The organism is Acidobacteriota bacterium, assembly GCA_035529075.1.
GTDB lineage: Bacteria > Zixibacteria > MSB-5A5 > GN15 > FEB-12 > DATKXK01.
On record DATKXK010000013.1, the window covers coordinates 1 to 26,280 of the forward strand.

At 58.5% G+C, this 26,280-nt stretch carries 22 protein-coding genes and 1 tRNA gene; 3 read left to right on the forward strand and 20 right to left on the reverse strand.

All coding sequences use genetic code 11. From position 1 onward, the window contains the following. The 15 genes from VMY05_07045 to VMY05_07115 form a co-directional block, all read right to left on the reverse strand. Positions 1 to 3,439, reverse strand: a 3,439-nt coding sequence (locus VMY05_07045; protein ID HUV30824.1) for a hypothetical protein, incomplete at its 3' end; no start/stop codon positions are given. Between the two features lie 685 nt (positions 3,440 to 4,124). Continuing rightward, positions 4,125 to 5,825, reverse strand: a complete 1,701-nt coding sequence (locus tag VMY05_07050) for a protein kinase (protein ID HUV30825.1) — start codon at positions 5,823 to 5,825, stop codon at positions 4,125 to 4,127. Positions 5,826 to 5,905: 80 nt separating this feature from the next. Further along, positions 5,906 to 6,763 carry a T9SS type A sorting domain-containing protein gene (locus tag VMY05_07055; GenBank protein ID HUV30826.1) on the reverse strand — a complete coding sequence of 286 codons (858 nt, stop codon included), beginning with the start codon at positions 6,761 to 6,763 and terminating at the stop codon, positions 5,906 to 5,908. A 389-nt stretch (positions 6,764 to 7,152) separates the two neighbouring features. Continuing rightward, complete coding sequence (locus VMY05_07060) at positions 7,153 to 8,607, reverse strand: PDZ domain-containing protein (protein ID HUV30827.1); 1,455 nt, start codon at positions 8,605 to 8,607, stop codon at positions 7,153 to 7,155. Next, positions 8,597 to 9,976: a trypsin-like peptidase domain-containing protein gene (locus tag VMY05_07065; protein HUV30828.1), complete on the reverse strand. Its 1,380-nt coding sequence runs from the start codon at positions 9,974 to 9,976 to the stop codon at positions 8,597 to 8,599. Before VMY05_07065 ends, VMY05_07060 begins: the two co-directional genes overlap by 11 nt. Positions 9,977 to 10,196: 220 nt before the next feature. Then, the gene (locus tag VMY05_07070; protein ID HUV30829.1) at positions 10,197 to 11,057 is read right to left on the reverse strand and encodes a toast rack family protein; all 861 of its coding nucleotides are present in this window, start codon (positions 11,055 to 11,057) and stop codon (positions 10,197 to 10,199) included. Positions 11,058 to 11,125: 68 nt separating this feature from the next. Next, positions 11,126 to 12,451 (reverse strand): polymer-forming cytoskeletal protein, encoded by a 1,326-nt coding sequence (locus VMY05_07075; GenBank protein ID HUV30830.1) that lies wholly within the window; start codon positions 12,449 to 12,451, stop codon positions 11,126 to 11,128. Between the two features lie 33 nt (positions 12,452 to 12,484). After that, a complete protein-coding gene (locus VMY05_07080) occupies positions 12,485 to 13,456 on the reverse strand; it encodes a DUF4097 family beta strand repeat-containing protein (protein HUV30831.1) in 972 nt (323 codons plus the stop codon). 20 nt (positions 13,457 to 13,476) lie between these two features. Next, positions 13,477 to 14,025 carry a sigma-70 family RNA polymerase sigma factor gene (locus VMY05_07085; GenBank protein ID HUV30832.1) on the reverse strand — a complete coding sequence of 183 codons (549 nt, stop codon included), beginning with the start codon at positions 14,023 to 14,025 and terminating at the stop codon, positions 13,477 to 13,479. A gap of 154 nt (positions 14,026 to 14,179) precedes the next feature. Beyond that, the gene (locus VMY05_07090; GenBank protein ID HUV30833.1) at positions 14,180 to 14,653 is read right to left on the reverse strand and encodes an SRPBCC domain-containing protein; all 474 of its coding nucleotides are present in this window, start codon (positions 14,651 to 14,653) and stop codon (positions 14,180 to 14,182) included. A gap of 171 nt (positions 14,654 to 14,824) precedes the next feature. Beyond that, on the reverse strand, positions 14,825 to 15,475 hold the full coding sequence (locus VMY05_07095; protein HUV30834.1) for a TrkA family potassium uptake protein: 651 nt from the start codon (positions 15,473 to 15,475) through the stop codon (positions 14,825 to 14,827). Positions 15,476 to 15,485: 10 nt separating this feature from the next. Then, entirely contained in the window at positions 15,486 to 16,832 is a 1,347-nt protein-coding gene (locus tag VMY05_07100; GenBank protein ID HUV30835.1) for a TrkH family potassium uptake protein, read from the reverse strand. Positions 16,833 to 17,077: 245 nt separating this feature from the next. Next, complete coding sequence (locus VMY05_07105; GenBank protein HUV30836.1) at positions 17,078 to 18,325, reverse strand: serpin family protein; 1,248 nt, start codon at positions 18,323 to 18,325, stop codon at positions 17,078 to 17,080. 173 nt (positions 18,326 to 18,498) lie between these two features. Next, a complete protein-coding gene (locus tag VMY05_07110) occupies positions 18,499 to 19,830 on the reverse strand; it encodes an amidohydrolase family protein (GenBank protein HUV30837.1) in 1,332 nt (443 codons plus the stop codon). Between the two features lie 188 nt (positions 19,831 to 20,018). Continuing rightward, positions 20,019 to 20,327, reverse strand: coding sequence for a hypothetical protein (locus VMY05_07115; GenBank protein HUV30838.1), 309 nt, complete (start codon positions 20,325 to 20,327; stop codon positions 20,019 to 20,021). 237 nt (positions 20,328 to 20,564) lie between these two features. Here VMY05_07115 and VMY05_07120 point away from each other — a divergent pair, with 237 nt between their 5' ends. The 3 genes from VMY05_07120 (at position 20,565) to VMY05_07130 (ending at position 22,384) form a co-directional block, all read left to right on the forward strand. Next, positions 20,565 to 20,918 carry a DUF2007 domain-containing protein gene (locus tag VMY05_07120; protein HUV30839.1) on the forward strand — a complete coding sequence of 118 codons (354 nt, stop codon included), beginning with the start codon at positions 20,565 to 20,567 and terminating at the stop codon, positions 20,916 to 20,918. A gap of 70 nt (positions 20,919 to 20,988) precedes the next feature. After that, the gene (locus tag VMY05_07125) at positions 20,989 to 21,726 is read left to right on the forward strand and encodes a methyltransferase domain-containing protein (GenBank protein ID HUV30840.1); all 738 of its coding nucleotides are present in this window, start codon (positions 20,989 to 20,991) and stop codon (positions 21,724 to 21,726) included. Between the two features lie 172 nt (positions 21,727 to 21,898). Next, positions 21,899 to 22,384 carry a hypothetical protein gene (locus VMY05_07130; protein HUV30841.1) on the forward strand — a complete coding sequence of 162 codons (486 nt, stop codon included), beginning with the start codon at positions 21,899 to 21,901 and terminating at the stop codon, positions 22,382 to 22,384. A 203-nt stretch (positions 22,385 to 22,587) separates the two neighbouring features. Here VMY05_07130 and VMY05_07135 read toward each other — a convergent pair whose 3' ends face one another. The 5 genes from VMY05_07135 to VMY05_07155 all read right to left on the reverse strand — a co-directional run bounded on the left by VMY05_07135 (position 22,588) and on the right by VMY05_07155 (position 26,111). After that, positions 22,588 to 23,307, reverse strand: a complete 720-nt coding sequence (locus tag VMY05_07135) for a hypothetical protein (GenBank protein ID HUV30842.1) — start codon at positions 23,305 to 23,307, stop codon at positions 22,588 to 22,590. Positions 23,308 to 23,576: 269 nt separating this feature from the next. Next, the gene (locus VMY05_07140) at positions 23,577 to 23,873 is read right to left on the reverse strand and encodes an RNA-binding protein (protein ID HUV30843.1); all 297 of its coding nucleotides are present in this window, start codon (positions 23,871 to 23,873) and stop codon (positions 23,577 to 23,579) included. Between the two features lie 433 nt (positions 23,874 to 24,306). Continuing rightward, positions 24,307 to 25,341 carry a methyltransferase gene (locus VMY05_07145; GenBank protein ID HUV30844.1) on the reverse strand — a complete coding sequence of 345 codons (1,035 nt, stop codon included), beginning with the start codon at positions 25,339 to 25,341 and terminating at the stop codon, positions 24,307 to 24,309. 309 nt (positions 25,342 to 25,650) lie between these two features. Then, on the reverse strand, positions 25,651 to 25,935 hold the full coding sequence (locus VMY05_07150) for a GIY-YIG nuclease family protein (protein HUV30845.1): 285 nt from the start codon (positions 25,933 to 25,935) through the stop codon (positions 25,651 to 25,653). A gap of 91 nt (positions 25,936 to 26,026) precedes the next feature. Next, positions 26,027 to 26,111: transfer RNA gene (locus VMY05_07155), tRNA-Ser, on the reverse strand. Positions 26,112 to 26,280 lie beyond the last annotated feature (169 nt).

Here is a 26,280-nt window from a genome sequence, read left to right on the forward strand (position 1 = left end):
CCGGCTTGGTAATGAACAGGTAGTCAATCAGCGCCGTCAGGTCGCCAATGTCGATGACTCCCTCCGTATCACCGTCAATGTTCGCCTCCTCCGGACACGGAAGTTCCGGAGCCGGCTTGGTGATAAACAGGTAGTCGATCAGCGCCGTCAGGTCGCCAATGTCCACAACCTCACCCGGGTCGCCGTCCACGTTACCCACCTTTTCAACACAGCAGCCGAACAGGTCGCCGCAGCCGGGACGCAGATTCTCCGAATACCACACCCGCGCCGCCTCCATCCGGGCGTCCATGTCTGCCTCCAGGCCGTTCTGCACCGTCGAGACCACCGAGTAGAACGTCATCGTATCAGCGGCTCCGAGCGTAACGTTGTGCTTGAACGTCACGACACCGTGAAGGTCCCCGTTCTCGCTCTCCATACCGTTGTCGTACCCGGTCAGGCTGCCCATGAGCTGCCAGAACCGCGGCGGCTGCAACGTATCGTCGATAAACAGGTTGCTGTCGTTACGACCCGCAAACGCTCCCACGAAAGCCATGTCGTTTACGCAGTTGTTCGTATTGTACTCCACGTTGGTGTACATGCCCAGGAAGGCCTGAGTGCCCCACCGGTTGGCATGGTCCTGGCACCGCAGCGTGTCCGCAACGTCGTCAGTACCCTGGTAGTAAATCGTCCGGTACTTGGCGTTCGGAATCCCGTTGTTGTTCGAACCGGTGCTGGCCGGAATATCCCAGTCGATGACCTCACCAAAGACCAGGCTGTCGTGCGGGTTGCCGTCGTTCGAAAACACCTGGACCTTCTGGATCATGAAGAAAGCGCTGTCGCCGCCGCCCGTCGGGGCGTATGTCGTCTTCTCCACGGCCAAAGTCGAATCCCAGTTTACGAACGTACCGGTAAAGTACGCCTGGTAGTTCGGGCCGTCGATCGACTCCGGATCGGCACCACCCGTCACCGGGTAGAAGGCGTGGTCGGTCGCAAAGCCCTGCGCGTGCATGGAATAGCTCATCCGGTAACCCTCACCGGGAACATCCTGCACGATGATGGGGCTGCCCGAGTACAGGTAGACGGCCGCACCGACGTCGCAGTCACCCGGATGAATCAGCGTGTCAGCCGACACGTAGTCCAGATTCAGAGTTCCGGGGCCGCCATTACCGTTGAAGCCCATTTCACCGTTGCTGGTGACGATCAGCTCGACGAAGTCCAGTTCCTCGGGCGACCGGGCCGTTGCAGCCGTCGACAGGGTGTCAAAGGCCAGCCCGACAACCGTGTCCGCCACCAGGAAGTCCACGATGACGAACGCGACCGAGTCTCTCGGCTCGGGCGCGTCGGACCACATCGAGACCGCGCCGTTCAGCGCCACGATCGAGCCCGGGGAGTCGATGTTGCCCTCGTGGTTGAGGTAGACATCAAACGTCGCCGTGTTGCCGACACCGGCGCTGATGGTCAGGTCGGTGGCGCTGGCCGCCAGCCAGCCGCTCACCGGCGAGGTCTCGGTCAGGACGATGCTGTCAACGGTCAGCGTCGTGTTACCGTCGTTGACCACCTCTACGGTGACAGTATCGGCGGCACCGTGGTGCACCCATGACGGAAAGCCGATTGCGGCAGGTGTGAATGCGATCTGCGGCGCCGTGACCGGATCGACGCAGCCGAGCCGGATCCACTTCAGGTCGTTGTTCGTAGCATCACCGCGGCCGATACCGAAATTGCCCGGAAAGTGGTCCTCGAGGTAGAACATATGCAGGTAGTGAGAACCGGTGTATTCCGGGTCGACGACCAGCAGTTCCGCGCCCGGCCACGTGAGAGCCCCGGGGTAGGCGGTTACATCCATTCCGTACTTGGCCAACATCACCTTGGTGTCATTCATGCAAACGCCGCCGAACCCGAGCGAGTCGCAGCCCGGCGTGTAGGTGTTGGTCAGGTTGCGCTCCGCATCCCAGAGCAGGCCGTCCTTAGTGGTCGACACACGCATGTATATCTCACCGTTGGCCTGATACACGCGGCTGGGGGCCGTGCCGAACGAGGACGCACAGTCGTTGATGATCGGCGGGTCGGCGTAGATGTCGTTCCAGCCGGAGTAGATAACGTACAGGCGGCCATTGCACTCGGCGATATTGAAGAATGCCAGGTACATTGTATTGGCGCCGCCGAACCCGCACACCTGCGTGTTCCAGTTGATGCCGTATTCACGGTTGGACACGCGGCTGGTCAGGTCCGTCCGCGATGTCCAGTGGAGCAGTGAGCAGGTGAAGTCGTTGAAAAAGAAGCCGCCCGGCGCGTTGTACACGTCCTCCGGATACGGGTTGGCGTTCCACAGAACGTGCAGGTAGCCATCGCTGTCATAGAACGGCTGGACCTCAATCCACGGGCCGTATGATCGCTCCACACGGTTGTAATTGGTGATGTTTGTCGGGCCGCCCCAGTCTGCGCCTCCGTTGGTGGATTCCCGGTAGAACACGTCGCAATCCGAACCGTTGTTCTCGCTGAAGGCCCAGGACGTATGATGGTTGTAGGCGATGGCCACTTTACCGGAAACGCTCGACGCCGCGATAACGCCGCGATAGTTTGCCGAGTCGATCGTCAGCGGACCTTCCCACGATGTGGTCGCCCCCATCTGACCGGCGTTCACGGTGCGGAAGTACTGGATGACGACCTCTGTCACGGCCGGCGCGCCCGCGTCGGGAGTGAAGAAAGTCTGCTCATGAGCAACCACGTGAACGATCACGTCGCCGCCCCACTCCTGGACTTCAACGATGGGGTGGCGCAAGGCACCGGACCCATCGACAAAGCCGGCCGTGTACTGTTCCGCCGGGATCACACTGCCGCCGCTCCAGAAGCAACTGTGCAACGACGTGTTGCCGTACATGTGGTTATCCAGATCGCCGCCGGCGTTGTCCTCACCGGCAAGCACGATCAACCCGTCAGAGGTTACGTCCGACGAGGCATACCGGCCCTGTTCGTCGGCCGCTCCGAGGACACATCCCGTGTTGATGCCGCGGGGCCAGCCACCGGTGCCCGTCGGATCGTAGACGTTGTAAGCCATGTGCTGTTTGGTAACGTCCGCCTGCACCAGATCCGTATAGGTAAACTGGACCGACGGCGGACCGGGCGGCTGGCTGAAGTCGATATAGTGGGCCTTAACCGAGTATTGCCAGTCTTCGTACGTCTCTCTCACCGTGATGCCGGGGGACGCCTCGCCACCAGCCACGGCACCCAGCGAGACCGGCCGGGATGGCTCCGGTACCAGATCATCCTCGTTAAGGACCTTCTCGGTCCTGACCGGTGCCTGGCCAGTGCGCGGGAAGCTGTATTGAGTGACGCTGCTCGTGCGCTTGTCAAGCGCACGATCGGTGCCGGTCCGGTCGTAAACCGCCTTCGACGCGACCGTCGCCGCCACGAACGCAAAGCACAGCAACGTTAAGAGAAACAAGAAGGGTAGTTTCTTCATTATTCCTTAACTCCTTTCATACCCTGCATAGTCGCTTACCCGGCAGTGTCCTGCCGAGTGCTTCTATATGCGGCCTGCCACCGGGACCATACCGGCGCCAACCGCACTCATTGCAAACGCAACACAGATGTTACCCTTTTCTGCGGATTCACCTCCTTTCACGAACCGTGATGCAGAAACCTTGTGAAATGATACGCATGAATTGGTTGGATCTCGTATCGTCCATCCTTCGCCGAGGAGACGACCTTCTGACGATATGGCGCGTTCAATACTGCCCGACCCGTATTACAAACCACCCGGAGGACCCCTCTCCGCCGGGAAGGTTACATTCCGACATTGATTGGAACGATAACACTGAGGCTATAACTCCTCCCACAACTGCTACGGTCGGCGGTCTTTGACAGCGCATCCAAAGCGACTGTGGATCCAGCAGGACCAAAACAGCCTGAGTCGGACGCGCAGGTAGCTGGCGGCCCGAAGCCAGCAACACTGTGATGTGATGCCAGTTGCACACGCCGACATGCTTAAAATACGCCGCCACCGCGCGAATGTCAACTCTTATTTTGGATGTGCCCGGCCGGCGCCGGTGTGAAGCCGGAATCGTGGACGCGCTCGGGCTTGTGTGGCGAGGATTCGATTGCAGCAACGTCACATAACGCCGTTCGCACGACGCGAAGGCGGAAATCTAGCGGAAGGCCCCAGCCAGGTAAAGGACCAGGCCAGTTATGGCAGTGAGACCGGCAAAGGCGGCAGCAAGCAGCCAGACCGACGGCGATTTCTTCACCGGCGGCTTTTCCCTTTCGGCTATGGCCTGCATCGAACGGGCGGCCTGGCAACGCTGCTCATAATCCTCCCAGTCCAGCAAGAGCTGTTCCGGAGTCGGGTACCGGTGGGTCACCCGGATGGCGAGCAACTTGTTGAGCATGAGCATGATGTCCTCAGGCAACTCCAGCCTGACGTCATCGAGGCGGAGATTTCCCCCCGCATCGTACTCTGGATTCCGGCCCGTGATCAACTGGTGAAAGATCACTCCCAGCGCATAAATATCGCCTTGCTTGGACTGTTTGTGCTCGGGAGGACTGTACCAGTTCTTCTTGCCGGCGGCGTCGTAGTGAACCGGCAAACCGAAATCACAGATTTTCACCTGCTCTTCGGCGGCAAAGAGGATATTGGAAGGCCGCAGATTGCCGTGAACGATATTGTTCTTGTGGGCGAAGTCCAGTCCCAGGGCAACATCGAGGATAATGTTGGTCGCTTTCTGCCAGGGATACTTGCGAACCATCCGTTCGGCCAGCGATCCACCCTGGGCGTACTCCGAAATCACCACCGTGGACTTGTTGTCTCCACCGGAGCCGAGGATGTTTATGATGTTCTTATGCTTCAGCGAGGAGAGCAGTTTCGCCTCCTTGCGACCGGCTTCACCCTTGGTATGCTTCTTTATGATGTAAAACCGCTTGTTGACCTTGTTTTCCACCAGTATGGTGGAACTGAACTTGGACTCCTTGATGGTATCCAGGTACCGACATTTGCCGATGAATGACTCTGAACCGCGTACCGAGAAGTGGTCGCCCTTCTCCTGTTCAGTTCCTCCGCCGATGGCGTTCAGAAGAGCGTCTTTCAGCTCCACGGCCGACTGGAAGCGGTCCTTGGCGTCCTGGGCCAGGCACCGCTGGACGATCTCATCAAACACCGGGTCGATCTGCTTATTGACCTCGGAAGGCAGTTTGAAGCGCCCCAGGGGCTTCTTACTGACCAGGATCTCGTAGATGATGACGCCCATTGCATAGATGTCGGTAGTGTGATCCACGTTCGTGGAGGACACTTTCTGCTCCGGGGACATGTAGGAGAGGGTCCCCATGATCACGTCTGAGGAGGTCATTTCGCTGTCGGGCGTGCCCACTATCTGCGCGATCCCGAAATCGGCCACGCGTGGATTCCCCTGGCGGTCGATCAGGATGTTGGCCGGCTTTATGTCGCGGTGAATCACGCCGTTCTTGTGCGCGTAGTCGAGCGCCTTGCAGACCTGCGCCACCATCTCCAGTTTGGTTTTCAGCGGGATCCTGGTCGACTCGATCACCTCGCGCAGTGACGTGCCGTCGACATATTCCATGACAAAGTAGTAGCGGTTACCGGCCTTGCCCTTGTCGATGACGTGAACGATGTTCGGGTGATTGAGACGAGCGATGACCATCGATTCGCGCTGGAATCGACGCACCAGTTCGGGATCGCTGCTCAGCTTGCTGAAGAGAATCTTTATCGCCACGTCCCTGTTTAGCGACGCCTGGCGGGCTCTGTAAATCTCGGCGATTCCCCCCTGGCCGATCTTACCGGTGAGAATGTAGTCACCGATTTTGACCTGTTTGGATTGTAGTGCTGCCTGTGTCATAACGATCGAGATCCAAAAAAAACGGGGACAGCCGTTCCGTCGGCTATCCCTGTATAAATCGGCAGCTTGAGAGAGATGGTTTATTTGACCAGGACCATTTTTTTTGTTTCGGAGCCGCTGCCGTAATCGAGGCGGTAGAAGTAAATTCCGCTGGGCTGGCCCGAGGCGTCATACTCGAGCCGGTGGACACCGGCCGAGCACCAGCCGTCGGCCACCAACCCAACCCGTTGCCCCAGAACGTTGAAGACCTCCAGCTTGACGTGGCTGGCCTCCGGAAGCGAGAATTCAAGCATCGTCGCCGGGTTGAACGGATTCGGGTAGTTCTGCGACAGCGAGTACTGCGCCGGCAGCAGGCCGTCGTCCGACTCGTTATCCACCGCCGTCGGCGTCTCCAGCACCACTGCCCCCGGCGAGAAGCGAGGCAGGTAAATCTTCAAACCGGTATTGTCGGCCACCGCGATCCTTGTCCACCAGTGAATGTCGCCCATGATCAGGGAATCCTGGTTAATCGAGTCAATCGCAAAAATTCCCGGCGGCGCTGTTGCGGACAGGCTGAAAAACAACTCGGCAAGCACCCCCGACTCGGCCGTGATGGTGGGCAGCGGGGAGACAAAGGCATCCGGCACGTAAGTGATTTTCACGGTCCGGTCTTCCGCCTTATCATTCACCAGACCCCCGAAATTGTCCGATTTGAGCGACCCCGCAAAGGAAACGGAATCCAGAGTCAGGTAGGGGCTCTCATACCGCAGAGGGATCTCCATACCGGAGATGGCAAGGTCGTTATTAGTTAACCGGACCTTGACACCGAACTGGCCACCGCGGGCCGCTTCGACCGAGTCCACCGAGATGAGGCCGTTCCAGGGTATCCCCTGAGCCCAGCCCGAGACACCCGAAAGCAAGACTACCAGAGCCGTAAGTGCAGTAACAAATCGCATCATCGAAATCATCCTTTTCCCATGACCGGCTGAACACCCCTCGTAAGCGTCCAGTCCCGGCCTGTAGTGCCGCTTTAACCGACTTGCAGCGCAAATGCTATGCCGGGACCGGCAGGTCACCGGACGGCGGGTGCCAGCCGCAATCACCGGCTGCCGACACGGCCGAACCGGCCTGCCCGCCAGCATCTTCCAAGCTTTAGCGGTCTGGTGTCTACAAACTGAACAGGACGCACTGTCCGTTTTCCGGCGGGTATACTTGCGCACCGGTTTTCATACGCAGCAGACAGTTACAATATCGAGGTTCTCACCTGAAAAGTCAAGCCTTGCGGAAACTACGGGCCGGTCTTCTCTGATAGATACGGGCAGGTTGAGGGCCAAGGAGTGTCGGCGGCCTACTTCCAATCCGTCTTGACGTTCACGAACATCGTCTTGTTGTCGCGCCAGATGAAGAAGATGACCTCGACGGGCCGGGAAGCCTCGATCAACTTCACAGCCTCCCGGACGTCCTCAACGGACGTAACGGGTGTGTTGCCGATCCTCTGGACGACGTCGGCGATCTGCAGCCCTCCCAGCATGGCCAGGCCGCCTCGCTGCATCTCCGAGACGACAACGCCGCGGAAGCTGCTCTCATCCTGGTTGTAGCGGACAAAATCGGCAAAGACGAGATCCCGCACCTTGAACTCGAGGCTCTCACTCTCATACTCCGGCGCGTCCGACGGCGCCAGCGGCGCCTTGTCCAGCCAGGTAAGCAGCTTCAGCGTATCGGTCGCCATTTCACTCGGTCTGAAGACGGAGAACTCAACCGCCGAACCGGCCTCCATCTGGGCAATACGACGCTGAAAGATCGGAAGCCGCTCGTCCCGATCCACCTGGACGGCCTCTCCGTTCACCTCGTAAATAACGTCGCCGATCCGCAGGTCGGCGACTTCGGCCGGCGATCCGCTCATGACGTCGTTGACAATGATGCCGCCCGGGGTTTCGATGCCGAGAAACTCGGCAATATCCGGGGTCAGGGCCTGCAACGTGATGCCCAGCCAGGCTCGATCGACCCTGCCGCGTTGCGGCGGATCGGCGATCATCTTGGCCAGGCGCTCGCCCGTAATCACGCCCAGGAGCGGGATGTCAAACTCGCCAAACGACTCGATCAGCCCGCCGGCATCGGCCTGGGCCGCCGTCGGGTCCATCAGCGAGCCCAGAACGCCGACCGGGGTCAGCCGTTCATCGAACAGCACGGACGACATCTCCAGCCCCGAGAAGCCGACCGTCAGCGCGAATTTCTCAGGTGTTTCAACCAGTGAGGACACCATGCCGATATCGGCGGCCAGGGGCGGGTGAACGAACTCGGGCAGCAGCATGAAAAGTGCCAGCCAACTTCCCACCTCAAACTGACGATTGACGGCGAACCTGACCGGCGTGAATTCCGCACCTTCCGCGTCAAGAACGCGGGCAAAGGCAATCCGCGTGAAGCGATCAGTACCCAGGTACTCGGCTTCATACGTGCGGTCGTCGAACGTATGAGCCTCTATTCTCGTCGGTGTGATCTTCACCTGCATGCCGGACATCGAGGAGAAGACGTTGTCCTGGCTCAGGAAGCTGCCGTCGAAAATGAGCAGCCCGTCCTCTCTGACCACGGTCGCGAGCAGGCGCTGCTCCTGTTCATTGGTGTGCGTGCCGAACGACAACTCCACCTTCAGATCGATTATCACCGAGAACGAGCGAACCAGCTTGTCCAGCCGGTCGAAATCGAAGGATTGAGCGTCGACGCGACAGGCCGGCAGGACAACCGCTGCCGCGACAACCGGCAGAATGATCCGACCGAGCCATGGGCGCAGGAGTCTACTCCTCATCTTCTACCCCTTCCTGTCTCGAGTCGACGCTGAGAACGGCCAGCCTGATCGCCCCGTTGCGGTCAATCCGCAGCAGCACCTTGCGGGCCCCGGACGCCGAAAGCTCATTGTACGCGCGGACAAACTCGGCCAGTGCGAGAATGGGCTCCTTGTTGATACCGGCAATAATATCTCCCGGCCGCACCCCGCTCAGATCGGCGGCGCCCACACGCTTTACACCGGTGACGAAAACGCCGAGCGTATCGCTAAGCTGGTTCTCTATCTGCATCTGCCGCGTGATTGCCTTGACGGTCAGACCCCAGTCAGAGCACTCGAAGTCTTCACCCTGAAGGTCTCCCAGTTCGACCGTAACCAGCCCGAATTCGTATTCTCTCTCACCCCGTAGCACGTTCAGGGTGATCTGGCTGCCCGGGGGAAAACTTGCAATCCGCTTGTAGAAGCTCGGCAACTCTTCCACGAACCGGGCCGATACCGGCTCGCCGTTGATGGCCAGGATGATATCCCCGGCTTTCAGGAAATTCTTCTCTGCGGGCGAACCCGGATCCACCGAAGCGATCAGCACGCCCGAGTTGCGGTCGGCACCAAACCAGTCCTCCAGTTCCTGAAGCGCCTGACATTCCACGCCGATCCAGCTCCGGCTCACTTTCCCGTGCCGGAGGATTTCCGCCGTCACTTCTTTGACAATGTTGATCGGAATGGCAAAGCCGAGGTTGTTGGCCAGGAAGGTGGCGCGTGAATTGATCCCGACCACGCGGCCCAGAAGATCAACCAGCGGGCCGCCCGAGTTCCCCGGGTTTATGGCCGCATCCGTCTGTATCCAGAGGTTATAGCGACCCGTCCGTTCGCCCGACGGAAGCCGGTAGTACGCGGAGAAGTACCTGTCCTTGGTCGAGATGACACCGGATGAAACGGTTCGGGACAAAGACAGCGGCGATCCCATCGCCAGCACCTGCTGCCCGACCTGAATGGAATCGGAATTGCCCAGAACGGCCACCGGCACATCGCCCTGGTGCTCGCTAAGGTCGAGTTTCAACACGGCCACGTCGGTGGGCGGGTCACCGCCGATATATTCCGCCGGGACCTGCTCCTTGTCGAAAAGCGTGCAGATGATTCGCTCAGCCTTGCCCGCAACGTGATAATTGGTCACGACATAGCCGTCGGGATGGAAAATCACACCCGAGCCGATAACCGCCTGCTTCTTCAACTCCCCGGTGTTGTAGTCCTTGATTACCGGCTGGATATGCACCAGAGCAGGAAGAACCATGTCCCTGGCCGTATAAATCTGCTGCTGGATAGAGGCCGCCGACGCACAGGCCGGGGCCGGGGCCGCCGCCGCCAGCAGTATGAAAATTGCCTTTCGCGCTGTCAAGTCTCGCATCTCCCTGTTTGGACTTCCCAACGGCTTTAACCGCCGAAGAGGCCGAAAGTTCAGAGCTTTTTCCCGCGGACGTTAGCCGTACAGTATAACCACCTCTAAAACTAATCGGCAAGACCTAAGTCTTCTTGGAGCCGATTTTGCGCTCACACCCAAATAAAAAAAAGCCGCCCCGGGGCGGCTTTACATGCAGGTCCAAGTCTGCCCGTAATGCCTATCTCCTGCCATGGAAATCCACGGAACCAAGCCCGACGTCCACGACAAAAATCAAGCGGTCATCAGCATCATCGAAACCGCGACTTTCGTAAATACCACGTCCCAGACTCTCCAGTCGAAGGCCCTTGAAGTCGACCGAGGAAAACCACGAGTCCTCATCGGTCTCTATTCGCACGGCCATGTCGCTCGGGATGTCGATATCGACCGAACCGACCCCCACGTCCACCTCAACCACCGCCTCACCGGAAAACTCACCGTGGAAATCCAGCACGCACGAGGAGGCTCCGGCTTCAAACTCCAGCCGCTCGAAGTTGGCGTTGCCCAGGTTATAGATCTCCAGCGAGGAGGCACCGGTCGAGATCGAGAAATCTCTCAACTCTTCCTTGTTGGGTTTAGAAAAGTCGATCTTCCCGCTGGTGGCTCCGACTTCAAGGTGCAATTCGGTGATCGGCAGGCCGCCCAGATCAAACTCGGCCTCGCAAGCACCGATCTCCATATCCAGTTTCAGGGGGTATCGTGTAGACAGCGTCAGATTCCACTCGTTCTCAAGGTCATCATGTACTCTCCCCCGGCGCAGATCACTTTCAAGACGCAGGTAACCGGTGTTTCCTCTCTTGTAGTAATCGACCTCGTGACGCACCCATCGAGGCGTCTCCGAGATCTCCAACGACACCACTTCGGCAATGTCGCCGCTTCGAATGGACAGCTCACCGGCTCCAAACTCACATTCCACGACGATGTTTTCGGCTCCCTCTCCGTCCACGAGTTCGGTCACGGTCTCGACATCGCCCGCCAGCACCAACCCCACCGAAACGAGCGCGGCAGCAAGCCCTCGGGCTATGGCAGATCGCAAATTCATCAGCAGACCTCTTTTGCTAAGGCTTCAGGTTCCTCTAATCTTCTATACTGGAAACGGTGTCGGATGTTTCACTCGCCGCGCGGCGGCGGGGGCGGAGGCGTGTCGATGCCCCGGGAGGAGCGCCTTATCGGCGGCGGTTCGCAGAAAGGCGGCCGTTCGGGAATCGGCGGCGGAGCAGGCGCGGGAGCTTCCTCATGCCCCCCGACCTGACGCTCCCCGAAACCGCGGTAGGCCCTGAACCCGAACCGCGTGAGGACCACCGCACCGGTGCCGGTGAACAACGCATAGGCGGTGACCAGAATCGCCACCACGAGGAAGAATATGCCAAACCCCCGCGAGACATCATCCGAGGACCCGAGCAGCACCGCCACAACCGTCCAGATCACCGCGTAAGCCAGAATCCCGACCGTCGCGCCGTACATGAGACTTCTGTCCCTGCCACTCCTGGCGCGGAATACCAGCCGGTCCACGTGAATGCCGGTGGAAATCATGGCCAGCATCAGCGCAAACAGGTATGCCAGCGGTACGAGAGGAATCAGCAGCACGCCGACCACCGTTACAGCCAGGAGCCCGATCAGCATCGGCAGCAAAAAGAGAAACAGAAGCCCCAGCAGAAACGAACGGGCAAGGTGTCGGGAAATGCAGTCATTCACGTTCTGTACCTGACGCGGCATAAGGGTGGTGGCAAGAAAGCCGGCAAACAGCATCAAGACGGTCAGGCCGAAGACAATCCAGATGCCGTAGGCCGTGAAACGCTCTCTAAGAATGTCGACCGGGAATTCGATGGGCTCGGTGAGGGTCTTTCGGCCGCCGACAACGCCGCCCTCCTTTACCACGATGTTCGGTGCGTTTACGTTGCCGTCAACCTGACCTGATTCGGTTACGAGCACAGTCCCGCTGTAGGAGCGGACATTGCCCTTCACCCAGCCCTTGATCGTCACCCTCCCGTAGGCGATGATGTGTCCCTCGACATACTCGTCGTAACCGATCAACACCGACTTCTGAATGTCCGACAGGCGTCTCTCCTCGGTACAGCGATCCCTCACGGGCAGGATAAAGTCCTCCGTCGCCCCCCGGCTTTCGGTCCCGCCGAGCTGGCGACTGCCTGAAGAGGTAACGAAAGTGGCGCGTTCGAAATCGTATACCCACCGGTTGCCCAGGGTGTCGTAAGCCAGGACGCCGTCCGCGGTGAGCGCGATTTCGTTGAAGAGCATGTCGGCTGCAATGGCGGGGCTGTCGACGGAGCTATCAACGGAGCTGTCGACGGAGCTGTCGACGGAGCTGTCGACGGGGCTGTCGATGGGGCTGTCCTGTGCCCGGACACCGTTGGCCGGCAAGGCACACGAGAGCGCCCAGGAAACACCAACGAGGATTATGAAAACAAACCGCTTCATCTGCATCGCACGTCCTATGTACGAGCGGCGTTATCAGAACTGCGCTACTGTCACGTCGCCGGAAGTCGAACTCAGGGAGACTTTGACACCGCCCAGACCGAACTCGCCGACGATCTGCTTTCGCGTCATGGACTTGACAGCGATCGGAATCTCGGTCCTGATCTCGCCCGTCTCCGAAGTTATATCAAGCATACCCGACGAAGTCCTGGGAATCACCAGGTTGATATTGCCGCTCTCCGTCTCGACGAAGAAATCCCGCCGGCTGTCAAGACTGGTTTCGATGTCCACCGAGCCGGTGGAGGTGGTCAGGTCAATGGCGCCGCGATCCTGCCGTATGTTGATAGCCGCCGAAGTGGACTTTATCCGAATGTCGCCTTCTACGAATTGCAGGTCAATCTCACCCTGCGCCTGCCTGACCTCGATATCACCGAAGAGCAGGTCGCCCCTGGTATTGCCCGAGGAGTTCTCAACCCTCACCGGTCCCTCCAGGCTCGACAGGGTAATGTCGGAGGCGGAACTGCGGATCGTGACCGCGCCGCGCACGTGGCTGATATCAATCTTGCCGCCTGTATTGGTCACGACGAAATCACAGCCTTCCGGCAGCGCAATCGACCAGTCGACCTCACCAAAGGCGTCTGACCCGCTCAGGCCGAGCACTTTCTGCCAGAACGAGCGGCCCCGGTTGCGCATCTGCAGGTAATTGGTCGTGACCTTGGCCCTGTCGCCGGAGACCTCCAGGCGAATCTCGATATGCGCCTGGACCGCCTCGGCCTCCTCCTTGCTGACGGCCTGCACTTTCTTGACCGCCTCGATCACGAGCCTGCCGTCATCACTGGCCGTGACCGTGAGATCGCCCTCGATGTAAGTCAATTCAAACGTCAGGGGCCCCTCGGGCTCGATGATCCGCTGGTAGTCAAAGGTGTATTCCTCGCCCTTGACCGCCGGATCCACCGCCAGGCACAACGCCAGCGATACGATCAATGTCAGGCAAGCTCTACGGACCATCAGGTTCTCCACCTCAGCCTTCAAAAGATGTGTTTCAGCTTCTTCTTGAGCAGCTCCCGGGCGCGAAATATCCTGGCTTTCACGGTCCCGATCGGTACGTTCAGTAAATCGGCGATTTCTTCGTACGATTTATCATCCTTGTGACGATAGATAATCACGTCCCGGTACTTGGGCGGCAGGGCGTCAATCGCCTCCTGGATGCTGAAACTGCGCTCCTTGCGCTCGAGGTCACGTTCCGGGTGGTACGAGTAGTCGGCCACCTCGATGTCGACCTGGCCGTCCCGGGTATCCATGGGGCGATCAAGCGACAGCGCCTGAATACGCCGCTTCCTCAAAAAGTCGATCGAGGAGTTGGCGGCGATCTTGTAAAGCCAGGTCGAAAAACGGTATTCCGAGCGGTACGACGACAGAGAGGCAAACGCCTTCATGAACGTTTCCTGCACCAGGTCGTCGGCGGCCTCACTGTTGCGTACGATGCGGTTAATTATGTGAAAAACCGCTGCCCGGTGCTTATCGACCAGGTATCCGTACGCTTTCTGATCGCCGGCCAGCGCTTCGGCTATTTTCACGCCTTCTTTGTCTTCCACCCGGGACCTGTTTAAGACTACGTATTCAGGGTGATCGCAGTTTCAAGTGACAAGCCACCTAACATAATGCCCCGACCGGTCAACTACAAGCAAAACCACCGCCCCAACTTACGCAGGGACGCCCGGTTAGCACCTCTTAACTGTTTATGTACCCCTGCCGGTAGCTCCGTCTGGGATCGTGTCCCCGCAAGTCAATGCCGTGCTCAAGGTATGCTTTCAGGTTGGCCAGGAAGAAAGTCCACCCCACCTGGCATCCCAGATGCATGGTCACCCTGCTACCCGGGTCCGTTTTCATACCGTACTGGTGGAGTTCACACAGAGAACCACCGGGTACTTTCCGTATGGTCACGGCCACTTCCTCGTTGTTCGAACCGAAAGGAAACACGAGCCGGTTCGGCCGCCGAACCGCGACCACCTTCGTCTCGAGTTTGTCACCGGTCATCCATTCAAAATACAGGCGGCCGTTCTTGCGAGGTTCTATGACAGCTCGGATCGGAAACCACCGGGTAATGATCTTGTCATCGGTCCACGCCCTGAACACCTTCTCCGGGCTGGCCTTTATCTCTATCCGCTTCTTGAACTGCGTCCAATCGTACTTTTTGCCCGCCACGCCAAGGCTCCTTTCCGCCGTTCATCTGTCCCGGGATCGGCCTCGCGCAAGCGCGAGCCGCCCTGATTGTTCGAACTTTATACACTTGTCTGCCGGTGGCCTGCGACCGACCTCGACACGGTTCACTGGTGTGAACCCGGTTCACGCCGGTACGTCCGTGGCACGAACCGTTCAGACTTTCAGCTTCTCTACATCCGCCTGCCTGCCGAGCACGATCAGAACGTCGGTGGCCCTGATGGTATAATCACCACCGGGCACGAAATCATACTCGGCCGTCCGCGTGTCCTTGACCGCTATCACCTGGACGTGGTACTTCGTTCTGAGCTGGAGTTCCAGCAACTGCTTGCCGACGAACCCGGCCGGAGGTACCAGCTCGGCCACGCAGTATTCACCCGAGAGCGGGAGATAATCAACCAGATTGGGATTAGCCAGCGAGTGTGACAGCGAACGCGCCATCTGCTGTTCCGGTATAATCGCCTGCGTCGCCCCCACCCTCTCCAGCACTTTGGCGTGGTCGGCGGAATTCGCCTTGACTATAACGCGCGCGGCGCCGAGCTCCTTCAAATGCAGAGTTATGAGGACCGACGCGTGCCAGTCCTTGCCGGTAGAGACGACGAAGCAGTCGTAGTTGCTGACGCCCAGTTGTTGCAGAAAGGCCCGGTCGGTTGCATCCGCCAGGATAGCCTGGTGGGCGCGATCCGGCAGCCCCTGCACCCGCCCCCTGTCGATGTCTACAGCCGTGACCTTGCACTTGAGTTTGGTCAACTCGGCGGCCACCGTAGCGCCGAAGTTGCCCAGACCGATGATTGCAAACTGTTTCACGTGACCATCCTTAGCCTACCATTACCGATTCTTCACGATATACGATTTCACCCTGCCGTATTGGTCTGGCCAGGGCATAAACCAGTGTCAGTAGCCCAACTCTCCCTGCAAACATCAGCACTATCAAGACGATCTTGCCCAGAGCGTGCAGGTGCGCTGTCGCGCCCAGTGAAAGGCCTACCGTTCCAAAGGCAGAGATCACCTCGAAGAGACTGTCAACAAACCAGCCGTGAGTCAGCGTATGCGGAAGCGGCCTCTCTTCGGCAAACATCAGCACCACGAAGAGCGCCACAATGACCAGGATGGCGACAAGCAGCACGGTCAGGGCGCGGCTGATCGAGTCGGGGCTTATCGAACGTTTGAATACAGCCACCGACCGTCGGCCCATGAAGCGATCATACGCCAGCAGCAGCACAATGGCCATGGTAGTCGTCTTGATGCCCCCGCCCGTCGATCCCGGGCATGCGCCGATGAACATCAGTATGATAGTGATGAGCAGACTCACCTCGGTAAGAGCCGACTGGGCCACGGTATTGAAGCCGGCCGTGCGGCATGTGACCGCCTGGAACAGGGCGTTGGCAAGGCTCTGAACAAAACCCATCCGCGCGAAACTGTTATTATACTCAGCCACGAGGAAAGCGAGCGTCCCCACCGCCAGGAGCATCGCAGTCGCGGCCAGGCACAGTTTCGAATGGAGCGACAGTCGGCCGGCACCCGGCTGCAGCCGCGCGGCCAACTCGCGAATCACCACGAAACCCAGCCCGCCGAGGATAATGAGCACTGCGAATATTGCCAGGGTGGGAATATCACCACTGTAAGCTTCCAGACTGTTCGTGAACGTTGAGAACCCGGCGTTGCAAAATGCCGATACCGCGTGGAAAAGCGCGTGGAAGAAAGCCTCGCCAACGGGAAAGTGACTCTTGAACCTCAAAAAGAGCGCCGCCGTCCCGGCCAACTCACAAACCAGGGCTGTGACAATGACCGCTCGGAGCAGTGACTTTGTGCTGACCCGTTTGGTTGTCCCGAGAGCATGGGATACGGCCAGCTTGTCTTTAAACGTCAGATCCGGCACCACCGCCAGTATCAAGGCACTGGCGAACGTCAGTATGCCCAGACCACCCAGTTGAATCAGCATCAGGATTACGACCTGGCCGAACAAGGTGAAGTCATGGCCCGTGTCTACAACCGTGAGGCCGGTCACGCAGACAGCCGACGTCGCCGTAAAGAGGGAATCAAGCACACTTATCGGCCCATTCGCCGCACTGATGGGCAACTCCAGAAGTATGGTGCCGATCACGATGGCGGCCAGGAAGTACAGTATGATGTTGCGGTCCGGCCTGCGTCCAATCAGTTCCATGGCAGCATATTATACAAAGGGACCTTCCGGCGATACAGACTAAAATCCGCCCTTGACCTACAGATCGGACCGGGCCGGTGCCCAGGCTCCGCCAATCGGAGATCCACCCGGCGACCCGCCAATTTGCCCTTCGGTCGCAACGCGAGCAAAAAAGGCGGCTCTTATCAAAAAAGGCCCCTCTTTCGAGGAGCCTTCGATCTTCACCCGGACTACAAACGTCGACACCTGCCGGGGTGCGGCCGTTGTCAACCGACCCAGACCGGATCGGCCACCTTGCCCATGAACAGAATTGCCCCGGAATCGTGCTCGTGGACAATGAACAGGAACGGACGGTTGACCATCATGCCGGAATAGGCCGTGTCGATAATAATGACCACCGTGACGGCGGCAGCCTCGGTCCCCCGTTCATCCACCTGGACGAAGGTCTTGTGCTTGACTTTGTCGATCCAGCCCACGCCGTCCTCGAACATGTTGCTGAAATCAGCCTCCGATGCATCGAACGCTATTCCCATCCCCAGCGCCTTGAGCATCTCCTTCAGTTCGACTTCATACTCGAACTTGAACCTGGGCAGGCTCAGGGGTATCTGGGTGTCGGCAAAACTGCCCAGCCACAGCGCCCAGTTGTCCTCGGTAAGTTCGGCCATCAGATCATCGACCGTGCGAGTCGGCCGGGGCAGCAGAATCGTCATGCTGAATTTCCCGTCGCCGTAGGGAAGGTCCACCGCCTGCAAGAGATCGTTGGCGAAATACTTGACCGTGTCTTCTTTCATCATCATCCGGCAGTCCGCCCACGAGCCGTCCGCCAGCTGAAACATGCCGTCATATGTGTCCGAGGTGTCAAACTCGTGCGTCCAGTCGCCTTTGAAGTAGACGGCGTTCATCAGGAGCATGGCCACCTCAGGGGGAATCGGCGGTTTGATGATTTCGGTGATCTTGCCGTTCGTGTGCACGTCCACCCAGTTGTTGATGGTGTCGGCCGCCCACGGCGCCTGGAAATTGATCTGGCGCACCAGGGCGTCAAAGTATGTTTTGTTCAGGTCAATGAACGTCTGCCTGACCGGTTTACCCTCGCGATACCAGATCGAATTGGCAATCGTGAATACCACTTTCGGATCAAGCCCGGTGAGGATTTTCGTCAGGTTCCGGTAGGATTTGTTGATCTCCTCGACCGACAGGCCGGCCATCTCGAGCGTAGCGGCCATTGAGTCCCGGGTCGCCCCGGCCGCACCGTTATACGTCATGCCGAGCGCATAAGACACGGACAGCGGTGAAATGAAAACGTTGTCGCCCGGTTCCTCTTCTGAAACCACCTCACGAAACAGCTTCAGGCCGAAACGGCTCGAGGAGTGAACAAGGCTTTTCTCGGCCGCTGTAAGGTTAACAGTCGGGTTGTCCGGCACGGGAGCAGGTGGTTCAGGTTCCGTCGATTGAGAGCACTGAAGGCACAGGAAGCCGGCCGCCAACAGCAGCACCAGTATGCTAATTGCTCGCATGGTTACCCCACCTTGCTACGGGTTCCGCTTTCTATATCGGCACTCACAGACACGGATTGAACTTTACTATATTCATAGCTGCTTTTGGCTGAAACCGCAATGGCAAAGTGCCGCCTCCTGCACGGCTTGCCAAGACTACGGGAAGGCCACAAAGCACGCCGGGAACTCACGAATCAAGGCTCCCGCCCAGGAAAAACGACGTTCCCGCCCTGCAGAACCGTGCAGACGGCGCGCACGTTCCGTATGTCTTCCAAGGGGTCTCTCTCCAGTATCACGATGTTCGCCCGCCTGCCGGCAGAAACGTTGCCGTACCTGTCGGCGACACCGAGCCACTCGGCGGGATAGAGCGTGGCCCCCCTGATGATCTCCTCCGGCGACAGACCCAACCCGCTGAGCAGTTCCATCTCGCGCACAGTGAACTCCGGATTGTAGCCGTCGTGACCCACGAGGATTCTCACCCCTCCCCGAATCATCTGCTTGACGAAGTGTGACTGCATGGCCATGAGAACGGAGAGCCTCTTGATCATGTCTTGATTGCCCTTTTTCGACTCGTCTTCAAGGAAAAGCGTGAAAACGTTCAGGGTGGGGCAGAAGCAGACCTCCTTTTCGACCATCCGCTCCACCAGCCTGGTCAGCCTTGCCGATGACACCGACTTCACGCCGAGCGCGAAGAGCTTGCCGGCGAAGGCCATTCTGCCCTGCTCGTCAGCGGATGTCTCTCTCAGCGCCATCAGTTCCCGCTTCAGACCATCCGTCAATACCACCGGCCACGGCGATTTGCCGTGTTCAAAGCAGCGTATCCCGATCTCGATACCCAGATCCATCGGCACCGACTGAAACAGCACTGCCCCGGGATCGTGCAGGACGCGCAGGCCGTGCGCTGCGGCCCGTTCGACAACGTGTGTGAAAACGTCCGTATCGAAGTTGTTGAACGTCTTGATGCACGACACGCCGGCGGCGGCAAGCTGCTCCACGATGTCCCCGGCGTCCTTGACGGTATTGACCGCCACCGAAAAACCCGGCATGCACTCGTTGTGATTTTCCCACGTCAGCGGGCTCTTCTCGAGCATGGGCCCGGCGTAGAAAATATCAGGACCGGTGTACTTACCGCTGGAAATGTCATCTTTCAACTGCCGCAAGGTATCTACCGGCCCGCCGGCGTCTCGCACCTGGGTAATGCCTCTGTTCACGAACTGGCTGAGGACTGCTTTCGCCATGTCGTCCCCGGCCTTCAAGGCAAGATCAGGAAACTCCTCGGCAACCTCCGCCCTGGTCGGCTCGTCCCGAACCGTCAATCCGGCCAGGTGTCCGTGGCACTCAAAGAGGCCCGGCAGGGCAAACTTACCCCGGCCGTCTATCCGCTCTGTCCCGGCGTCGCCGATGTCGACATGGCAGCCGACTTCCACGATATCGGCCCCCTCGACCAGCACGTCTACACCGCGTGTCAGGGCGCCCTGCTGAGTGTCGAACAGGTCGACTTTCTGTAGCAGAATTCTCCGTTTCAAAGCGTTGCCCGGCCGGTCCTGCCGGGTTCCGAACACCGATCCGGCCGATACGTAAAAACCACCCCTGTCAGCGCACAGCGGTGGTCCTCTTTAAGTGCGGCCGGTGGTTGCCCGCACCCCGGTCGCCGTTTAGTCTGTCCTATCCTGAAACTGCCTGCCCCGCCGGCTTGCCGCCCGGCGAGATACACTTATTCGATGCAGTTCAGAGGCGGGCCGTTCTCGTAAACGTATTGGACCAGGACGATTATGTCCCCAATGTTGACCCCGCCATCGCCGTCGACGTCCGCAAGATCGTAATTGACCGAGATCGTCGGATCACGGAAAAGATGCGATATCAGGGTCACGATATCGGCCATATCCGGACCCCATCCGTCGTCGTTGACGTCGCCGCACAGTAACGTCGTGCCCTCTTCCGTGGCCAGGCCGGGCAAGGGAATGACTGTCAGGGAAACGAAAAGCAGCCCGGCGACTGCCGGTACGAGAAACCGTCTTAACATAACTCACCCCGCATTTAATCCGTGCCGCTCGCGACCATAAGGCGGCCCCTGATCAGACCGGCCCCGGTTTTCTCTCACGATGGGACAGGTCGAAGGTGCAGTTCAATCTACCGGCCTATCCATGTTCTGTCAAGGTCATTATCCGGCCGCCGCGAGGGTACCCCCGGTGCATCTTCCCGGTTGCCGATTATCACCGGCGTCGGTATATTTGGCCAAAATCATACGCGAGGAGTCCCTGTGTTCTGCCCCAAATGTCGCTACGAGTATAAACCCGGCGTGACCACGTGCCCGGACTGCGAGGTGCCGCTGGTGCCCGAGTTGCCCGCCGAGACGGAGCCGGAGTTTGCCGAGCTGGTGACGGTGCTTACCACCAGCGACGTCTCCACCGCGCTGCTGGCCAGGTCCCTGCTGGAAGAGGCCGGCATCAGTTGCTTCCTGAAAGGCCACGGGCCTATGGAACTCCTGGGCACAAGGTCCATATCTTTCGTCTCGGGCAGCGATCCCGGCGAGATTCAGGTCAGGGCCGACGACGTCTCGGAAGCCGTCGAGGCGCTTGCCGATCTCCAAGAGGAAGAACCGCCCGAAAGCTGAGATCCGGCCGCCCGTCAACGCCCCTCCCACGCGAGGGCACGAACACGGGCCTGCCCGTGCAGAATCCGCTTTGAAAGCCAGGAATGACAAACCCGCCGGAGACGACAGCTACGCCTCCGGCACCCATTCACACCGCAGCAGGCTGCTGCGCTTTTCGCATCGGCGGCGGTTCGATCACGCCGCCAAACTACTCGACCCTCACCCGGACAGCCGCGTGCTCGACTACGGTTCCGGCGACGGCTACCTGCTGGAGCGCCTCCTGCCGGTCGTACCGGCTGGACACCTGACCGCCTACGAACCGCTGGACTACCTTCAGGAGCAGATCAAGGGACGCTTCGCCGGACAGCCGGTGGCACTGGTGACGAACCTGAGCGACCTGGCATCGAGGCGTTTTGACCGCATCGCCTGCCTGGAGGTGCTGGAACATTTGCAGCCGGATATCGTCACGCGGACGCTCGACACGCTGGAAACCATCCTCGCCCCCGGCGGCGCCATAGTCATCAGCGTACCCGTCGAGGTGGGACCGACCGTCCTTCTCAAGTACCTCGCCTCACGGATACAGAAAGGTTCCACCCGGCACATGAGCTGGTCCGAGGTGCTGAAGGCTTCGTTTTACGGGAGCGTGCCGCGCGACACCGAGCACGACTTCATCCCGCACAAGGGGTTCGACTACTGTCAGTTGCGGTCGATGTTGCGGGAACGTTTCGTCATTGAGCGGCAGGTCTTCAGCCCCGTTCCGTTATTGGGCGGCCTTCTCAACGCCCAGGTCCTCTGGCGGATGAGGTCACGGGGGTCGGGTTCCGAGTAATCGCCGGGTCACGAGAAACCCGACACTTCTCAACTGTCACGCGGAAAATGCCGCCTGCCAACCGGCGGGTGTCGGGTTTCTCCCCGCCTGCGGCGCGTCGGGACCAGACATGCTTGAACTTGACGGACAGATATTCCGGCACTATGTTTGAAAGTAAACAAGGGGAGGGATTATGCGCACGTTTCTTGTTCTTTTTGCGATTGTCCTTCTTACGACGGCCCTGCCGACAGGTGCCGAGGAAGCGCAATCACCGGATACGAATTCGTATACCGTACCGCTTGGTGAGGGAATAACGCTGGAAATGACCGTCGCCAAGTTCAAAGCCGGCGAGCACAAGCTCACTGGATATCAAGAACCCGGCCGGTCCTACGCGTCGCTCATAGATGGCAAACCTGTTTTCGGGACTGATGGGGAACTGCCGTCAAATCAACTTATCAAAGCAACAGTTATAATCGAGGTTGATACGATCAGTCTCGATGTCTCATGCATGTATAATCCTTTCTTCGGTGAACCTGATCCGAGGTTTTTCAAGATCGTGCGCCGGAGTGGCTTCGTAATTTGGGGCTATTTCTCTGACGGAGCCGGCAGCTATGAAGCTGAATGGCTTATCGTCAAAAACAGCTCGGTACGGGTACGATTAGAGTGGGGGGAATGTTGAGAACCTCACTCAAGAATGCGGCAAGCCCCCCCGCAGCCCGGCCACCGGTCTTTGTAGGTCGGGTTCCGAGTGGCCCGAGGTCACGAGAAACCCGACAATTCTAAAATATCACCCGGGAAATGCCGCCTAACGACCCGCAGATGTCGGGTTTCTCCCCGCCTCCGGCGTGTCGGTAACAGGCCTACGTCTAACTCGACAATCAATTAGATACCAGTGTATTTGTCCTTGACTAACTCCAACTTCCGCCTGACAACGTCCAACCTCTCGCTGTCTGCCGAGCTATGAAAGGACTTAATACATTCACCGACAGTGCGCCAGATGAAGATATTCGGGATATCGAACAGAACTTTTCGTTGATTGGGGACGCGACGGTAGAATGGTTCGGTCTCATCCCCAAATCCCGGCGCCGTATCAAGCGATTTCCGCACCTCGTGGATCGCCAGGTTTCGGTGCCGCTGCCACAGAATTGAAACGTATTGAAAACGCTCAACCGTTGTTTTCTTGAAATCATCAGGAAAAGGCGTCGAGCATTTCTCCTTAGCTCTCTGTTCAAATGTATCAATATCAACGTCGGGGTTATGCCTCAACATCCCGAATCGCTCAAATGCAACCCCCAGTCCTCTAAACACACTGGCAAGGTCGCGAGCGCGTTGTTGGTCGACTTTTTCAAGAAAGCACTTGAGTTCCCATAGGCTTATCTTCTTCCACTGCTGGGCTGTTGATGATGAGTGCTCCAGGATGAACTCTCTGAACCGTTTTCGACCCTTGAGTTCGGGATAGCAACTCCCAGCCAGAGCGTCGATGGCGCAGCACAAGAGGATGAGACCCTCCATGCGCTCACGACAATGTTCCTTTACAAAACGAAGCCTTTCGCGGAAGTAATCGAAGAAGAACTTGTTATTCTCAACATAGTCTTCTGACATATTGCCTCCCCATAAATCCCTATCCCCGGCTGTCCATTCAAAGAAGTCTTGCCCCGGGCCCCGAATCTACCCACCAAACTACACCGCCCCCCGCACAAGTCAAACCCTTTTTGAGAGCCGGACCGCCGGGTGCGGGCGCGTCCGCCTACATACAACGGCCGCGCACGCAGGCATATAAGCAGGCATAAAAAAAGAGGGGACCGACTCTGGGTCGATCCCCTCCATGCTCATCATGCCGCCGTCGTTACCGGCGACAGGACAATAACCTCTTACCAGTTATTGTAACGGCGTCCGCCGCGGTTGCCGCCGCCGCCGCCCTTCTCGGCACGGGGCCGGGCTTCATTGACGCTGAGCGTCTGCCCGTCCAGGTCCCGTCCGTTCAGGCCGCCGATCGCGGCCAGAGCTTCGTCCTTGGAAGGCATTTCCACGAATCCGAAGCCCCTCGACTTGCCGCTGAACTTGTCCGTGATGATGGTTGCACGTGTTACCTCGCCGTAGCTTTCAAAAGCCTGGCGAAGGTTGCTTTCTGCCGTCTCAAACGACAGGTTACCGACGTAGATATTCATTCTACTCTCCGGTTTCGTTTATCCACTCACGGACGCTTTCTCAGGGAAATCCCGTACAGCAAGATAAACCGGTTCTTGCGCACTATTGCGCTTGCGTCTCCAGATTAATGATTTGGCAAGAGCTGACTTTACGGAACAGATCTTGAGAATGATTAACGGGGGACACCATATTCGTATAGCTATATATGCCTTAACACAGTTGAAGTCAAGAGGTTTCCACCGCGCGCCAAATTTATTTTCGGGCTTGCCACAGCCCCCCGTTCGGCCCGCTCTGGGCGCCCGGTCGCCCCGCCCGGCGGTCACTCAACGATAATGATCCCGAGAAACCCGGCCCTGGCGCACCGGCCACCCCGGACCACGCCCCCGACGCCCGGTCGGCCCGGCCGGCGGTGCCTGGGCTGGGTTCATGGTCGGCGCCGGGTTCGGCGCGCCGTCAGGCCCGCAGGCCCCTGCCTGCCGCAGGCTTGCGACCCGTTATCATCCAGGTGTCCTTATAGATAAGTCTGCTCCTGATTTTCGTGAAACCGCTCTCGCGAAGCATGCTGATCTTCTGACCCTTGGTGGTCAGCCAGACTGATCTTGACCTCAACTGCCACATTAGCAGGTACATCGGCTCGGTCCAGTCATCGGAACTGAGGGTCTCGACCAGAGCTACCAAACCGCCATCGGGCAAGCTGTCATACACCATCTTCAGCGTATTGGTTTCGCCAAGCTCGGAATCACAGAACATGACAACGTCATAACCACCCGGGATATGCTTGTTCATGTCACCGACACAGGTATCGATTCGCCGGGACAGCTTTTCTCTTTTGATGATTCTCTTAGCCACGTCAATGACCGTCTTTATATCCATTACACACGCCTTCAAGTGCTTATACCGGCGTACCAGAGCTATCGACATGACCCCGGAACCGCCGCCGACATCCAGTACAGAATGGTAGCCCGATAAGTCCAGGTTCTTGGCCAGGGCGTCCGCGTGGGGAAGATGATCATAATAAAGCATATGCGTGAAATCGTGCGCCCACCGGGGGTTGTTTTGCATCTCTTTTACGTAGTCCCAGCTTTTGACGCCGAGAAGAGATGCGTAACTCTGTCCGGTAGTCAGCATTTCTTCCAGAACCGAGAAAGCCTGGTATTCCCGGCAACACGCCTTTGAGAAGTAGCTTGTCCAGAAGATGGATCGTTCGCGCACGAAGTACCTGTCAGCCAGCGCCGTATTCCGGTACAGTTTGCCTGTTTTTTTCAACAGCCCGATTGAAACCAGCGCGGCCATGAACGCTTCGACTCGCCACCCGCGGACTCCGATCCTCCTGCCGATGACAGCGGCGGACAGCTCCTTATTATGAAGCTTGCGGAAGACCTGAAAACGCTCCGCCGCTACAACGCACCGGGATATCATGAAAGCCGTCTGGAGGTCTATTTTCGCGAGAACTCTCCTGGGCAACTTGTCTAACGTGAACTCGGTCATGAATCTCGTTCCCCTGAAGATCGTTACTGCTAAGTGGATCTTATGAGCGGGGGAATATAGTGCCTTGCTTACGAAGCGACAAGTGTAATAACAGATCGATTCCGGCCGGGGTATCGACTTCCGATCATCCCGTCGGACGTTCCTGCGTTCTCAGCGCCCCGGGCGTGTCGGCTTTGTCTCTGATCCGGCACGTGTGAACCCGACCGGCGGCGGTCAATCAACGATAATGATCCCGAGAAACCCGGCCCTGGCGCACGGGCCACCCCGGCGCTGGTTCTAAGACCGGAGGAGGCAGGATTCGTCGGAGGGCTATTGCCCGGAGATCCTGAGGACGTCCGAAAGAGGTTCCGAAGGGAACCCACCTATCAAAGCCTGCTTTTTTTCGCGCCGCCAACCTTTTAATTCTCCCTCTCGCCTGCGCGCTTCCAAGGCCGTGCCGCACTTCTCGAAATAGACCAGCCTGACCGGCCGGCGTGATCTGGTATATTTTGCACCTTTGCCGGCATTGTGTCTCTTTAACCTGTTTGCAGGGTTATTAGTCACTCCGGTGTAAAGAGAGCCGTCATTACACTCGAGCATGTATAGATACCACATAATTGATTTCTTCCTGAAAGTCAGACGACCCTTCGCATTCGCTCAGGGTTTAAGAACCAGTAGCTCGCTACGCTCGAACTGGTTCTAAAAGCGGAGGAGGTAGGATTCGAACCCACGGTACCTTGCGGTACAACGGTTTTCAAGACCGCCGCTTTCGACCGCTCAGCCACTCCTCCGTCGCACATAGACCCCCTTGCCACTTCCCAAACTACGCCCCGCCCCGGGCAAGTCAAACCCTTTTTGAGAGCCGCACCGCGACCCCGGGCGCGGACCGCCGCTTTACCCCGGCCGCCCGCCGCCGGGGCCAAAGAAAAAGGAGGCCGCAAGCGGCCTCCTTGCTGTCAG